This is a genomic window from Mucilaginibacter terrae, from assembly GCF_031951985.1.
Classification (GTDB): Bacteria; Bacteroidota; Bacteroidia; order Sphingobacteriales; family Sphingobacteriaceae; genus Mucilaginibacter; species Mucilaginibacter terrae_A.
In genome coordinates this window covers 3,582,522-3,596,522 of sequence record NZ_JAVLVU010000001.1, presented here as the reverse complement: position 1 = coordinate 3,596,522, position 14,001 = coordinate 3,582,522, and the positions used below count along the sequence as shown (strand labels likewise).

Here is a 14,001-nt window from a genome sequence, read left to right as displayed (position 1 = left end):
CCGCACAGGTATCGGTGATTAGGGTATTTGTGTGGATGAATGTTTATTGTAGTTCATAGTGGAGGGTTCACAATTCATAGCCGGAATAATGCTTGATAAAACTCCGGCCATGAACCATAAACTCAATTACGCCGCCAGCGGAAGTCTTACAATAAACTTGGCTCCTTTGCCTTCGCCCTCACTTTCGGCAACCAGGGTGCCGCCATGATATTTGATAATTTTACGGGTGAAATACAAGCCCAAACCGTTGGAGCTTTCTCCATCAGTACCGGGGCGGCTCGATTTGCTGAATGGCTGAAACGACGGTGCCTTTGATTCGTTAAAACCAATGCCGTAGTCAATTACGCGTATCATTACATGGTCTTCCATAACAACGGCGCGTATCATAATTTCGCTGCTGCGGGTACTGAATTTTATAGCATTGGTAACCAGGTTGCTCAGCGCCATAGCAAATAGTTCTTCATTAACCTTTACCTGTAAATTTTCGGGTATATCGGCCAGCACTTGTATTTGCTTATTTTGCAGGCTGCCTGCATGGTCTTTGAGCACCTTGTTGAGCAATGGCTCGAGATTGATCAGCTGAAGAATATTCCCCTCTTTAAATTCGCTCGTAGCCAGGTTAAGCACCGATGTAATTAACTGCAATTGGTACTGGGTTGATTGCCTGATGAGGTTGATGTGCTCCTCCTTCGAATCATTATTAATATCATCTTTCATTAAATGGATAATAGTTAATACATTATGCAAAGGTGTTTTTAAATCGTGCGATAGCAGGTAAATAAAATCCCGCTTCTCTTTGATCAGGTTGTCCAACTCTTTCAGGGCGGTGCAGGTATTGCTCATGAGCAAGCCAGCCTCATCTTTAAAATCCGTAGGCAGTTCGGGCAGGGTTTTGTTGCTCAGGTAATTAACCAGGGCGTTCTTAGTTTCAATAATAGGTCGGGCCAGCGCATTCTGCATAAACAAGGTTATGCCGCAGGCTATTAATGTAAAACCCAATGTTGAAAAAATCACCATACCTGGCGTAAGCGAGGTAAAATCGGTTAAGGCAATAAAGGTTACAATACCTATTAGCGGGATGTGAACGCCTATAAAGGCGATAAATAGGTATTTAAATGAATAATTTCGGTCCAGGTACTTAAAACGGGACAACGAAGTATAAAGTCGCATGTCGTTCATACACAATAATTTAAATTTGTTAGGTATGAACTTATACGAAAGGCAAACAAAAAGGTTGTGAAATATTTTTAATGCTTGATTAAGAAATATTTCACAACCTTTTTAATTAATGACAATCTGCCATTAGGATAAATGACGGCTATTTAAGCGCAATATGCAGGATATTAACCGAATAAGGTTTAAGTGCTACCGCTACGTTTTTACCTTTTACATCAATCCGCTCATCTGTTGGGCTTACTTTGGTTGCGTCATCAAAAGAGTTGACTGCTTTGAGGTCGTTAGCTATTGAAGTAAGTATGGCTGTTGAGGCCAGCTTTTTAGCACTTTTTACCTGCACCGTTTGGGTTTGAGCTTTGTTTGATGCATTCACCATTTTGATGATCAGCTCGTTCTTATTTTGGTCGATTACAGCTGATGCGTACAAGCTATCCTTACCGGCTATTACTTTGTTACCTTTTTTAATATCCACCACGTTGGTGCCCTTGTTAAGCGAGTATTGCTTTTGTACAAAATAGGTAGGTGTGCCATAAATGCTGGTATTATCCACCCAAATCATATCGGGCGACCACTGCCAGCCATCTGTATGGGCAAATAGCGGTGCGTATGAAGCCATATTTACCACATCGGCATTACGCTCAACACCGGTTAAAAAGGCTGCTTCAGATAGTGCCGCGCGCCAGTTGTTAATGTTTGGTCCGTTAGGCTCATTTTTGTTGTGTGCGGCGTACTCACCGGCAAATACCTTCGAGCTGTTTTTGTCATAACTATCATAACGGGTGGCATTGCTAAAAAACCACTCGGGCGAACGGTAGTAATGCTCGTCAATAAAATCGGCTTTATTTTTACGGTGGGCATTGTTCAACTGGTCAAAACGTGCACCATCAGGGTCGGTGCCCGAGCTATTAATAAGTTTAATGTTGGGATATTTATCTTTCATGGCTTTGGTAAAAATAGCCAGGCGCTCTAAATACTGCGGCCCCCAGTTTTCGTTACCTATACCCATCATTTTTAGGTTGAATGGTTCTGGGTGGCCCATATCGGCGCGTTTTTTACCCCAGGTAGAGGTTACCGGTCCATTGGCAAATTCAACAAGGTCTAAGGCATCCTGTACATAAGGACCCAATTGGTCTAAAGGCACTAACTCGGCCGTGTTAAATTGGCAGGCCATACCGCAATTTAAAATAGGCAGGGCTTCGGCACCAATATCTTCACACATTTGGAAGTACTCGAAAAAGCCGAGGCCAAAAGTCTGAAAATAATCGGGTGCTGGTTTGTGCTTAAACTCGGTATTCCAGCGGTTCATAATTAGTTCACGTTCTTCAATGGGGCCGATGGTTTTTTTCCACTGGTAGCGGTTAGCCAAATCACGGCCTTCCACAATACAACCACCCGGGAAACGTACAAAACCGGGTTTCATATCGGCCAGCATTTGCACCATATCGGCACGTAAGCCACCGGGGCGCTTTTTCCAGGTATTAGCCGGGAAAAGTGAGATCATATCCAGATCAATGCTACCGCTGCCCTCAAACCATATTTGGAACTTTCCTTTTTTTATATCGGTATTGGCCATAAGGCTTGCCGACTGCTTGTTCCAACCAATGCCACTTTCGTTAGGCGTTAATATACCGCTTCCAACGCTCTTTCCGTTTTCATCCTGTAACTCCAGGTGCAGTTTTAAACCCTTTGATGCCTGGCGGTACATTACCGAAAAATCATATTTCAAGCCCTTCTTAATACCCATTCCTCTAAAACCTTCGTTGGTTATCGTGGCATCGGCAGGGGTTTCGGCATCTTTAACTTTCACCTGCAAGTAACGCGGGTTATTTTCGGCGGCTTCCTGGCGGTTGAGTACCAGTACGTCGCCTTCGGCAATTTTTTTTCCTTTAACCGCCCAACCCATTAGCGGGGTGGTAAACTCAAAAGAGCGGTTTTTAATGAGTTCGGCATACAAGCCGCCATCGGCACCGAGGTTAATGTCTTCAAAAAACACGCCCCACATGGTAGGCTGCACTTTGGCCGTTAATTTATCAGCATTTACAATAATTGGGTGGCTTTTTTGCGCATAAGCACTCAAAGTTAAAGCAGCAGCACAGGCAGTAGCAAGAAATTTCCTTCTCATAAATTGTCAAACTTACAATTAAAAAATGTACGTAAAATAATGGTGAACCGGTGGCTCATCATCTCCCTCAAAAAAACAGTTTGGTAAATTTGAAAACGGATTTACAATATGCGGTCAAGTTAAATAAAAATCCACACTTAGCAAGTGTGGATTTTAGCAGATGCTTTGGGTAGCTTACTTAAATTATAAGAGCAGATAATTGTGAGATTTTACTCTTGAGAGGGGTGAAGGTGTGTGATCATTGTGATGAATAGTCCAATTGACAAACCCCTGCGAACGCAGAGCCTTACCCGCGCCTCTTAAGAGGGGAATTGAAACCAAGAATCTTTTATCCTGGTTCCTGGCTCTCGGCTCTTGTTTCTAAAATCTAATATTTCACAATCTTAACCGACCCAATTAACCCTGATGGCATAGGTGTCCAGTTGCTGGCATCGAAGGGTTTGTAGTTAATGTTCACGAAGTTAATTTCGTGATACTTGCGCCATTCCATCTTGTTTTGATCCATATAACGAATGCGGTTGGCCATCAGGTTATCAACTTCAACCTTAATGGTGTTCTCGCCGGTTTTAAGGAAGCTGCCCACACGGGTTTTAAACGGAATACTCCACAAAATGCCCACCTCTTTGCCGTTTATCCAAACACGGGCGCTTTCGTCAACCTGGCCTAAATCGAGCACGTATTCGCCTGATTTTTTAGCCGGAACGGTGAATGTGCTGGTGTAAACACCTGTGCCCGAAAAATTGACTGCATCATTATCACCTAAATCTGTCCATGATTTGAGCTTATCCAACTTTTTAGCAGTTGGAATAACCGGGCCGCCCTGGATAAATTGCAGGTTCCATGGGTTTTTCAGTTCTATTTCGCCGGTGGCTTTTTCGAGGTACTTCCATTTAGGCAGGGCAGCTTTAGCTTGTAAACCGGCCAGTAATATCATAGCCTCGCCCGCTTGCAGCTGCACCCGTGCCATAGTTTTATTTTGTGCCGATGAAGAAGCCGCTAAACCATAAGCGCCGTTTTGCGGGTCCATGATGGTTACCGAAGCAAACTTGCCGTTTAGCGGAATGCGGGTATCAATAGCTTTGGCGGTATGGTTAACCAGGTAATAGTACTTGCTGCCGTTGACGTCACGGCGAATGAATTTCAAGCCGCTCTCCACCAGTTTTTCGGCAGGAATAGATGCGTAATTCAACGCATCATCCAAATCGCCCGATAATAAAACTTTACCAAAGCCCACAATAGCTTGCTTAACACCGCTACCGGCATCGGTAAACTTTAGTGCAGCCAAAATTTGTTTTTGCTTAACGCGACGAGCTTCTAAATCAGCCAAGCCCGGAACACCCTCCGGTAGCTTTTGGAAAATTACGGTTGCGCCCTGCTGTGCCAGTTTAAGAATGCTTTGCAGCGTTTCGTTAGGCATGAGGGTACACTCAGGCACCACCAGGGTTTTGTATAAGGCGCTTGCACTGGTTTTAACACCTGCTTTGCTACCTGCACTTTTTGATAAGGCTAAGTCCGAAGCAAAATCAATGCTGTAGCCGTTCTTTTGCAGCTCCAAGGCGTTTTTGTAAAACTTGGTTGGCATCAGCCAATCGTCAATATCATGAATGGCCAGCGTCATTTCCAATCCTTTTGGATGGCTCCAGGCATCGTAAACCGGCCAGTACATCAGCACCTCGTTATCGGCCTTACCAGCCTGTAATACCGATTGTACACGGGTGATGTAACCGTTTAAACCTGCAGCATGGCTCCACAAGCTATTATCGGGCACCATATTCATCGATGCGTAAAACAACCATCCTGGGAATTTAACATCCTTGGGCGAGTAAGTGGTGCCATGATAAAATACGTGGTTCACTCCTGCCAAAAACAGTTGCTCTACCTCGGGCTTACATTGCGAATACGAAGTTTTAAAATGCTCGGTTAACCAGGTAAAGGTTTCGCTTGACACCAAAGGCTTGCCGTTTACATGCGCTGCCGACGGGGCAAATTTGAGCATGATGGGGTTGGGGTCAACGTTGCGTATATCGGCACTATCGCGGCGTATACCGGGTATGGCAAACTTGCTCGAACCAAAGGTTTCTATCTCCGGAATATCCACTGTTCCGTATAAGTCCAGCAAATTGCCCGGCGAGCCGTGCGACTGATTTTTGGTAATACTTTTTAAGCCATGCGCCCAATTGGTCCAGTTTTGGGTAAAATTATGGAGCAGCATATTGCTCATGGTTTCGCGGTAATCGCTCTTTACACGGCCTACTGTTTCACTCTCTTCTTTGCTGTCCAGTTCTTTTATGTGCAGGCGCAGGTCATAGCCATGGTCTTTCTTAAACTCCTCAAACATGGTTGGCGACCAGCTGGCCCCGTAAACCTCGTAACTATCGTTAAAATAAGCCCTTACGCTTGGCTTGCCTGCTTTATAAGCATTGGCAAAGCGTGCCAGATAAACATCCGTAGCCGGTTTAGACAGGTGGTCTAACGTAAAACCCTCACCACCCGGAGCCGCACGTTTAACCTTTTGCAGCGTTTTACCGGCAAAGGCGGCATACACTTCAGTTTTTGAAGTTACCGGCTGCATGTTGAGGTTGCCCGCTGCATCTACCTTGCTCATGAGGTCGGTAGCGTTGCCTTTTTCATCGTAGGCTACTAACGCCTGTAAAACGGCTATACCTTGTTGTTTGGGGTCATTTACGCGAATGGCTTCTTTAACTATTTCGCCAGGGTTTAGCTTGTAGGTTTGTACAATGAGCTTGGTGGCGGCTTCGGCAGTTTTAATTTGCGGCCCGCCAAATGGCCAGCCGGTGCCGGTGTTCATATCCATACCCATGCCCAGCTTTGCGGCGGTGCTGCTGGTATACTTCAGCATCTCCATCCACTTAGGCGACAGGAAATCAACATACCTGTTCTCAAACCCAACGGCACCATAAATGGGTGTTACCTCCACGCCACCAAAGCCCGCCTGCTGATATTTTTTCAACAGCATGCCAATATTTTTTTGGTCAACCGCACTGCCCATCCACCACCAGCGGGTCCAGGGGCGGGTTTCGGCTTTAACTTTGGGCCACACCAGTGGTTGTTTGGTTTGCGCCATGCCTGCTGTTGCCGTTGCGCACAAGGCACTGATGTATAAAAATCGCTTGATGAACATAGCGTAAGAATATTTTAGTAATATACGGTTAATCGAAGTGGAAAACTTGCGTAAGCGGCATGCTTACGGGCGAATTATCGGGGTTGGTTTCCATAATATCGGCCATGTAAGCCCACCATTTCTGCACAATTTCGGTAGCGCCCAAATCTTGTGATGATTGCCCCGACAACAGTTGTACACCAAACAGCGTGTTAGTTTCCTCATCCAAAAAAATGGTATAATCGCTTATGCCGTTGGCTTTCAGCAAGGCCGAAAGTTCGGGCCATATCTCATCGTGGCGTTTTTTGTACTCATTTTTAAAGCCGGGTTTCAGCTTCATTTTAAAGGCTACTTTTTGCATTTCTTCTTTTTTATATTGATTGGCGCCAACACCAGCCAAAGACTGTAATTTTTATCCCCACCACGTCATTGCGAGACAGCGGGGGCTTGTGCGTTGCCGTCGAAGCAATCTCTGAACTCTTTTTACAAACTTTGCATCCGCAGAGGTTGCTTCGGTCCTCGCAATGACGGGCGTTTATTTTTCTCTTGCGCTCATTTATCTAAAACAACTCATCCTTAACCGGACGTGTAAAATTCTGCTTATCCTTACCGGCTTGCTCTAACTGGCCAAAGTAAAAATACAACGTACGTTTGGTTGTACCGTTAATATGGTTAAGCTCGCTCAGTGGGCCTAATTTTGGCGTGTTGCTATCAATATTTAGTGCCAGTTTGGTACCCAGCGCCGGTATGGCATCTAAAAAAGATAGGTTGCCTGATGGTAATGCAGGGAATGGTTTTACACCCGATAATCCATAAAAATCAAACAGGCGCACGTACAGTTCAGGCTCCCTGGCGGCTATCATAAATTTGCCTTGCACGGTGTTTAGTTCCATCCAGGTAACGTTGGCAAAGTAACCCTTAAACTCTGGAAATATCCATGGTGCGCTACCGGTTTGGGTATTGTTATAAACACTGGTCCATACATCATCAACCACACCTTGCAAGCGGTTTTTCCAAACCCGGTAAGGGCCCCGGCCAAGCCATTTGGCACCCAGCACATAATTTTCGGGATAATTAAAGGTTATGCCGGCGTACGTATAATCGCCTTTTAATTCGTATTCATAATCGAGGCTTACCCAACCACTGTTAAATATTTTCCAGCGGGCATACTTCAGGTCGCCGGTGTAGGTTAGTTCAACCAGTTCACCATCAGCTTCCTGCCGGTGCTTAATATCTTTAAATGTTGCCGAACCACTTACCAGCGCAGGGCCTCCGCTAAACAGGAACGGGTCGCCGCTATTGTTGGTCATGTTCACAATCTGCCCATTCTTTTTATTAAAGGTGATGCCCATAGAGCCGGCTTTCACCAACAACGTCGAATCGGTTTCGGTTACTTTTGCCTGATCTTTGCCGGTAAAGGCAATCACGTTGTTGAGCAAACGCTCGTTGTTATTTTTCCATACCCAGCGGTAAATTAAGTTTTTATGCTGATCGTAAGCTGCTAAGGTTAAGGCATCGTAGCTTTTCCAATCGGCCGGCAGGCCAATTTGTACATTGCCTGATGCCAGCGGTGCAACCGACGGAGCGGTAGCCATGCCTTTCTTCTTCACTGTATATCCGCCATCCTGCTCATTAGGCTTGCGGTAATCAATCAGTTCCCAGTTAAAGGTACACTGGTTTAAATTGGTAAAGTGGAATCGGTTTTCTACCGGTATAGCGCCAGAAAAATCGGCAGGCAAAGTTTTCAGCATAATATGTACCGGCGAAAAAATTTCGCGCATGGCATAAAAGCTACCCTCTTTTTCGCGGTGCGGGCCTAACACGCCATCCGGGGCATTAACGCCGTTCACGTCGATAATACCGTTCTGGTCGGTGCGCACAATACCCTCATCAACCAAAGCCCATATGAAACCGCCGCCCGAGCGTTTCGATTTCCAGTGCAGGTCCCAAAAATCGGCCAGGGCAGTAGCACCGCCGCCGTCATCCTGCGCGTGCAAAAACTCGGTAGGCATATAAATATTGCTGTCAGCCAGTATGCTTTTGGTGCTGTAATAATCTTCGTAATGGTTACAGTCTATTCCGTTAAACGCATTGCCGGGGCGGTGGTGCGGATGAATAACCGGGCGTTTCGAAAAATCGTATTGGTTAAAGTACTGGTCGAGCTCCTTATTGGTGCCCCCCTCATTACCGTTATCCCAAAAAATAATGGATGGATGATTTACATCACGCATAACCATTTCCTTAACCAGTTTTTTACCGGCAGGCGTACTGTAAGCTTTTTGCCATCCGGCCAGTTCATCCAGTACATATAAACCTAATGAATCACAAATTTCGAGGAATTTTTTATCGGGAGGATAATGAGACATACGCACGGCGTTCATGTTCATTTCCTTCATCAGCTTTACGTCCTGCAGCTGAATATCGTCGTTAAGCGTGCGTCCGGTTTCGGGCCACCAGCTATGGCGGTTAATGCCCTTCATTTTAATATTAACGCCATTGAGGTAAATGCCATCGCCCTTACGTATTTCAATGGTACGGAAACCAAATTTTTCGGAATGCTGATGAATAGTAGTACCGCCTGCTTTTAAGGCCACGTTCACCTTATAGAGATTAGGAGTTTCGGAGTTCCAGGTTAGCGGGTTGGCAATTTTGGCAGCAATGTTTACTACCGAATCAGTTGACTTCACATTGGCCGATACCGTTTTAAGCACCTTGCCTTTCAGATCGGTAATTTGGGTTACCACCTGTAAATTCTGCTTCAAATGCTCAGGATAAACCTGCATCTTAAAATCGCCATTGGCCTTGGCATCAATGGCAATACGGTTAATGTGCTGTTTAGGATAGGCCGCCAAATAAACCGGGCGGAATATGCCGCCAAAAACCCAGTAATCGGCCAAACGCTCGGCGTTGTTAACTGAGGCATCGGCACTCATTTTGCTTACCCGTGCTTCGAGCAGGTTATTAACGCCAAACTTCAGTTTGTTGGTAACGTTGTACTTAAACTCGTAAAACGCACCCTGATGTTTTTCGCCGGCTGTTTTGCCGTTAAGCTTAACCTCGGTATCGGTCATCGAACCTTCAAAAACGATGTACACATCCATGTTTTTCCAGGCCTGCGGCACCTGAAAACTGAGTTTATAAATACCCTGCTCATCGGCAAAACGGAAGTTTTTGCCATACGTTTTATAATCGCGGCCATAATTATAAGCACCAAAGCCTTGCTGCTCCCAGCATGAGGGCACGGCAATTTTGGTCCAGTATCCACTTTTACGGCCGCCGGTGCAATAAAAATCCCACAGTACGTTGGTGCGGTTGTCTTTACCCGACAGGTATTTTACCTGCCTGCCTTGTGCTAAAGCATCAAACGACTGCATACCGGCAAAAGCCATCAGCAAAACAAAGGCAGTTTTAAAACGTGAAAATAGTACAGGGTAATTGTTGAATGTCATAGATTATCTTGGTTTCGGATGAGGTAGCCCTAAGCAATAGCAGGTTTGTTATACTTTATTATCAAAAGCCGCTGCCAATGTAAACTGCTACCAAACTCGTGACGTAAGTTTGCCAGGCGAGCATTGCGGCAGGCTAAAAGCGGGCATATTCTAATTAATTTTTAAGATTTTTGAATTGGTTTTCGCCCACAATGTACCTACTCAAGCCCTTATATCTATCCTGAACTATCATGTAATTTATGTAACTATCCTGTATCATTTTAGCATACAGGCGTATGTAGGGTTACATGATACAGCAGGACGGTTAGTATTGTATGGGTTGCGTACGTTAGCTTATCCAAGTTATAATTAACTTGCAACACATACAAATGCCCGGCATACCGGGTGCAACCAATTTTTCTTTCTTTTTATGATGAAACACCTTTATCTGTCTGTTGTAAAAACCGCCATTTTAGTGGGCACCAGTTCGCTAACTTTTGCTCAAAGTGCCAATAATGTGTTCCGTACCAATGATACCACCTTTCAAGCCAAAGGCAACCCCATTATTACGCACAAATACACCGCCGACCCTGCGGCATTAGTTTATAAAGATAAGCTTTACCTATATACCGGCCATGACGTAGCACCTAAAGACAGGGCAACTTACGTAATGCACGACTGGGCCGTATTTTCAACCAGCGATATGGTGAACTGGACCGAACATGCGGTTCCGCTTAAAACCACCGATTTTGCCTGGGCCAAAGGCGATGCCTGGGCCGGACAGGTAATTGAACGCGGGGGCAAGTTTTACTGGTATGTGGCTATTACACACGGCACCATACACGGCAAAGCCATTGGCGTAGCCGTTGCCGATAACCCTTTAGGCCCGTTTAAGGATGCACGCGGATCGGCTATTATCACCAATGATATGACCACCGAGGCCAAAATAAGCTGGGACGATATTGACCCCACCGTTTTTATTGACGACGATGGGCAAGCCTATTTAATGTGGGGCAATACCACCTGCCACTACGCCAAACTTAAAGCAAACATGACCGAACTGGATGGCCCTATTATAAAAGTTGACCTGCCGAAGTTTACCGAGGCCCCGTGGCTGCACAAACGCAAAGGCTGGTACTACCTGTCGTACGCTACCGAGTTTCCTGAAAAAATTGCTTATGCCATGAGCAAGAGCATTAAGGGCCCGTGGCAGTGCAAAGGCATTATTAATGAAATTGCCGGCAATTCCAACACCAACCACCAAGCCATTATTACCTTTAAGGGTAAAGACTACTTTATTTATCATAACGGCGCACTTACGCCCGATCATGGCAGTTTCCATAGATCGGTATGTATAGATTACTTGTATTACAACCCGGATGGAACGATTAAGCGGGTGGTGATGACGAGTGAAGGCGTGAAGCCGGCGAAGTAAAACCGGTGTTAGTGAAGGGTAAAACCGATGTAGCAAATGAATTAACATTACAACATATGGCATGAATTGGGGTTATACGGTTAAACCATAAATTCTTATTACAGTCAAAATATGCAGAACTATTTGACTTTAATGATGCTTAAATACGTGAAACTGATTTGTGTTTTTGTGCTATTTATACTTAGTACAGGAGCTGTTAAAGCCCAGGGTTATCGCCAATTAACTGCTGATGATTTTACCGGGCAGGTGCCTGCCGGCAGCGGTTTTTATGTGGCGCATACCAGTTGTAATGTTACCATGCGTTACAATGTACAGAGTTACCGAAGCAATTACCGTCTTACATTTTATATCCCCCTGGTGTTTAACCCCGAACGTTCATGGATCAACCGTAAAATGATCAGGAATGACGAGATGATGGACGAAGTACTGCACCACGAGCAAGGGCATTATGTAATTGCCTTTCTTATGCAGCAGGAACTGATTCGCGAACTCAATGCCTTTCATTACACCGGAGATTATCAGCGGCAGGCCAACAATATATTTAACCGCATCGACGAAAAATACCGCCGCATGAATGCCGCTTATGACAGCGAAACCATGCACATGCAAGACCGTAAGCAACAGGCAAACTGGACGGCTTATTTAGACCGGCAGTTACAGGAATCGAACAGGTTGGTGATGAATAATTAATATTAATAAATGTAGTATTATTGAGCACTTCTATTACTTCCTATCTCACGTCTATATCTGCTCTTAACCAGCCTGGTATTTAAAATTTCCCCAATATTCTATACAAAAAAATGTCATCTCAAATAATGGTGAGAGACTTAGCCAAGCGACTAAGACTTCCCGTTATCATTTGAAATGACATTGATATTTTTATTCCTCCAGCTTCAGGGAGGGTTAGTATAATTTAACTCGTTTTCTTTTGCACGTAACCAAACACCTTTTGTAATATTGGTGTGGTACGCGATGATAGATTGGTACGAATATTCAATTCCTCCTGTGCTATACGATAAAATAAACCGTCTATAGCTTTTTGAGTAACATACTCATCTAAATTAGGGTTGAGCTTGTTAAACACCAGCGGAATTTTATTGTACTGAGTTACCAAAGATCCGTAGTATTTGGTAGCACCAACGCTCGACAAACTTTTATTGATAACGGGCTTAAACTGCTCGGTTAACTGAGAGGTGGTGGTGCGTTTAAAAAAGTTAGTGGCTGCATCTTTTTGGCCGCCCAACAAAATATTGGTTACATCTTGTACGGTAAGCTGTTTTATAGCCGATACAAATATGGGAGCCGCTTTACCCGCAGCATCTTCGGCAGCGCGGTTTAGCGACAGGATGGCATCATCACAAAGTTTATTAAAACCTAACTTGCGCAGGGTTGCTTCGGCCTTTTGTGCTTCGGGCGGCAGCAGCAATTTAATGGCGGCATTCCCAAAAAAGCCATTTACTGCCGATAGCTGGCTAACGCTTTTATTGGTGCCCTGCTCCAACGCTTGTTTAAGGCCGCTAATCATTTCGAGCGTGCTCGGAGTTGATGTTTGGCTCGGGCTGTAAATGGTGCCGCCGCTATTGGCAACGGCTGTATGCAATGTATCGCAACTGGTTGTGGTGGCTAATGTAAGCACCAATGCCGGTAATAGTAAAATTTTTTTCATAAGTATTTGTATATGACAAAGCTACTTATAAAAGGTTTACTATAAGTAATGCATTACTGCAAAAACAGCCGCGGCAACCAAGGCCGAAATTGGAATAGTAATTATCCATGCCCAAAGTAGGTTAATGGTAACACCCCAGCGCACGGCCGATACACGTTTGGTTAAGCCCACACCAATAATTGAACCGGTGATGGTATGCGTGGTAGAAACCGGAATACCCAAACGCTCGGTCATGAACAGGGTAATGGCACCTGCAGTTTCGGCACTAACGCCTTCGAGCGGGGTAACCTTGGTAATTTTACTGCCCATGGTTTTTACAATTTTCCAGCCGCCGCTCATGGTACCGGCCGCAATAGCCGAGTAACAAGCTAATGGAATCCACTCGGGCATTTGGGCCCCATTTTTTATAACGCCTGAAGTAAACAGGGCTACATAAATAATACCCATTACCTTTTGCGCATCATTACCACCGTGGGCAAAGCTTAATGCTGCTGATGAGATGAGCTGCACACTTTTAAACCACCGCTCGGCAACCGCAGGCCTGAAATTTTTAAATATGTGCAAAATGATGATGGTTATTACATATGCTATAACCAAACCTATTAACGGAGCTAAAAAGATATATGCTGCAATTCGCAAAATTGAACTGGTATCAACAGCGGTTAGAGGGTTAACACCCATAAAAATAGCATTAGTCATACCCGCACCCGCAAAACCACCTATTAGGGTATGCGAAGAGCTCGACGGTATACCAAACCACCAGGTAAGTAAGTTCCAGGCTATGGCGGCTATTAAACCGGCCAGTATTACATCCATAGTAATAAAGTGCTCATGCACTGTTTTGGCCACGGTATTGGCAACCTTATGTTCTTTTATTAAAAAGAACGCTAAAAAGTTAAAAGCCGCAGCCCAAAGCACCGCCTGAAAAGGCGTTAATACCTTGGTAGATACAATAGTAGCAATAGAGTTGGCTGCATCATGAAATCCGTTTATAAAATCGAATATGAGTGCAAGGCAAACTACAACAACAAGCAGGGAAGTAACCATGTAGGT

General features: G+C 44.8%; 9 protein-coding genes. 2 read left to right on the top strand and 7 right to left on the bottom strand.

All coding sequences use genetic code 11. From position 1 onward, the window contains the following. Positions 1 to 126 precede the first annotated feature (126 nt). The 5 genes from QE417_RS15210 to QE417_RS15190 all read right to left on the bottom strand — a co-directional run bounded on the left by QE417_RS15210 (position 127) and on the right by QE417_RS15190 (position 9,868). Positions 127 to 1,179 carry a sensor histidine kinase gene (locus QE417_RS15210; protein WP_311951322.1) on the bottom strand — a complete coding sequence of 351 codons (1,053 nt, stop codon included), beginning with the start codon at positions 1,177 to 1,179 and terminating at the stop codon, positions 127 to 129. A gap of 139 nt (positions 1,180 to 1,318) precedes the next feature. Beyond that, entirely contained in the window at positions 1,319 to 3,298 is a 1,980-nt protein-coding gene (locus QE417_RS15205; protein WP_311951321.1) for an alpha-L-arabinofuranosidase C-terminal domain-containing protein, read from the bottom strand. Between the two features lie 367 nt (positions 3,299 to 3,665). Then, positions 3,666 to 6,440 (bottom strand): glycosyl hydrolase, encoded by a 2,775-nt coding sequence (locus QE417_RS15200; RefSeq protein WP_311951320.1) that lies wholly within the window; start codon positions 6,438 to 6,440, stop codon positions 3,666 to 3,668. Positions 6,441 to 6,468: 28 nt separating this feature from the next. After that, the gene (rhaM, locus tag QE417_RS15195; protein WP_311951319.1) at positions 6,469 to 6,819 is read right to left on the bottom strand and encodes an L-rhamnose mutarotase; all 351 of its coding nucleotides are present in this window, start codon (positions 6,817 to 6,819) and stop codon (positions 6,469 to 6,471) included. A 160-nt stretch (positions 6,820 to 6,979) separates the two neighbouring features. After that, positions 6,980 to 9,868: a glycoside hydrolase family 2 protein gene (locus QE417_RS15190; RefSeq protein ID WP_311951318.1), complete on the bottom strand. Its 2,889-nt coding sequence runs from the start codon at positions 9,866 to 9,868 to the stop codon at positions 6,980 to 6,982. A 409-nt stretch (positions 9,869 to 10,277) separates the two neighbouring features. Here QE417_RS15190 and QE417_RS15185 point away from each other — a divergent pair, with 409 nt between their 5' ends. Beyond that, on the top strand, positions 10,278 to 11,282 hold the full coding sequence (locus tag QE417_RS15185) for a glycoside hydrolase family 43 protein (RefSeq protein WP_311951317.1): 1,005 nt from the start codon (positions 10,278 to 10,280) through the stop codon (positions 11,280 to 11,282). A 111-nt stretch (positions 11,283 to 11,393) separates the two neighbouring features. Beyond that, positions 11,394 to 11,972: a DUF922 domain-containing protein gene (locus tag QE417_RS15180; RefSeq protein ID WP_311951316.1), complete on the top strand. Its 579-nt coding sequence runs from the start codon at positions 11,394 to 11,396 to the stop codon at positions 11,970 to 11,972. Between the two features lie 223 nt (positions 11,973 to 12,195). Here QE417_RS15180 and QE417_RS15175 read toward each other — a convergent pair whose 3' ends face one another. After that, positions 12,196 to 12,948, bottom strand: coding sequence for a DUF4197 domain-containing protein (locus tag QE417_RS15175; RefSeq protein ID WP_311951315.1), 753 nt, complete (start codon positions 12,946 to 12,948; stop codon positions 12,196 to 12,198). Between the two features lie 39 nt (positions 12,949 to 12,987). Beyond that, a complete protein-coding gene (locus QE417_RS15170; protein ID WP_311951314.1) occupies positions 12,988 to 13,995 on the bottom strand; it encodes an inorganic phosphate transporter in 1,008 nt (335 codons plus the stop codon). Positions 13,996 to 14,001: the final 6 nt, after the last annotated feature.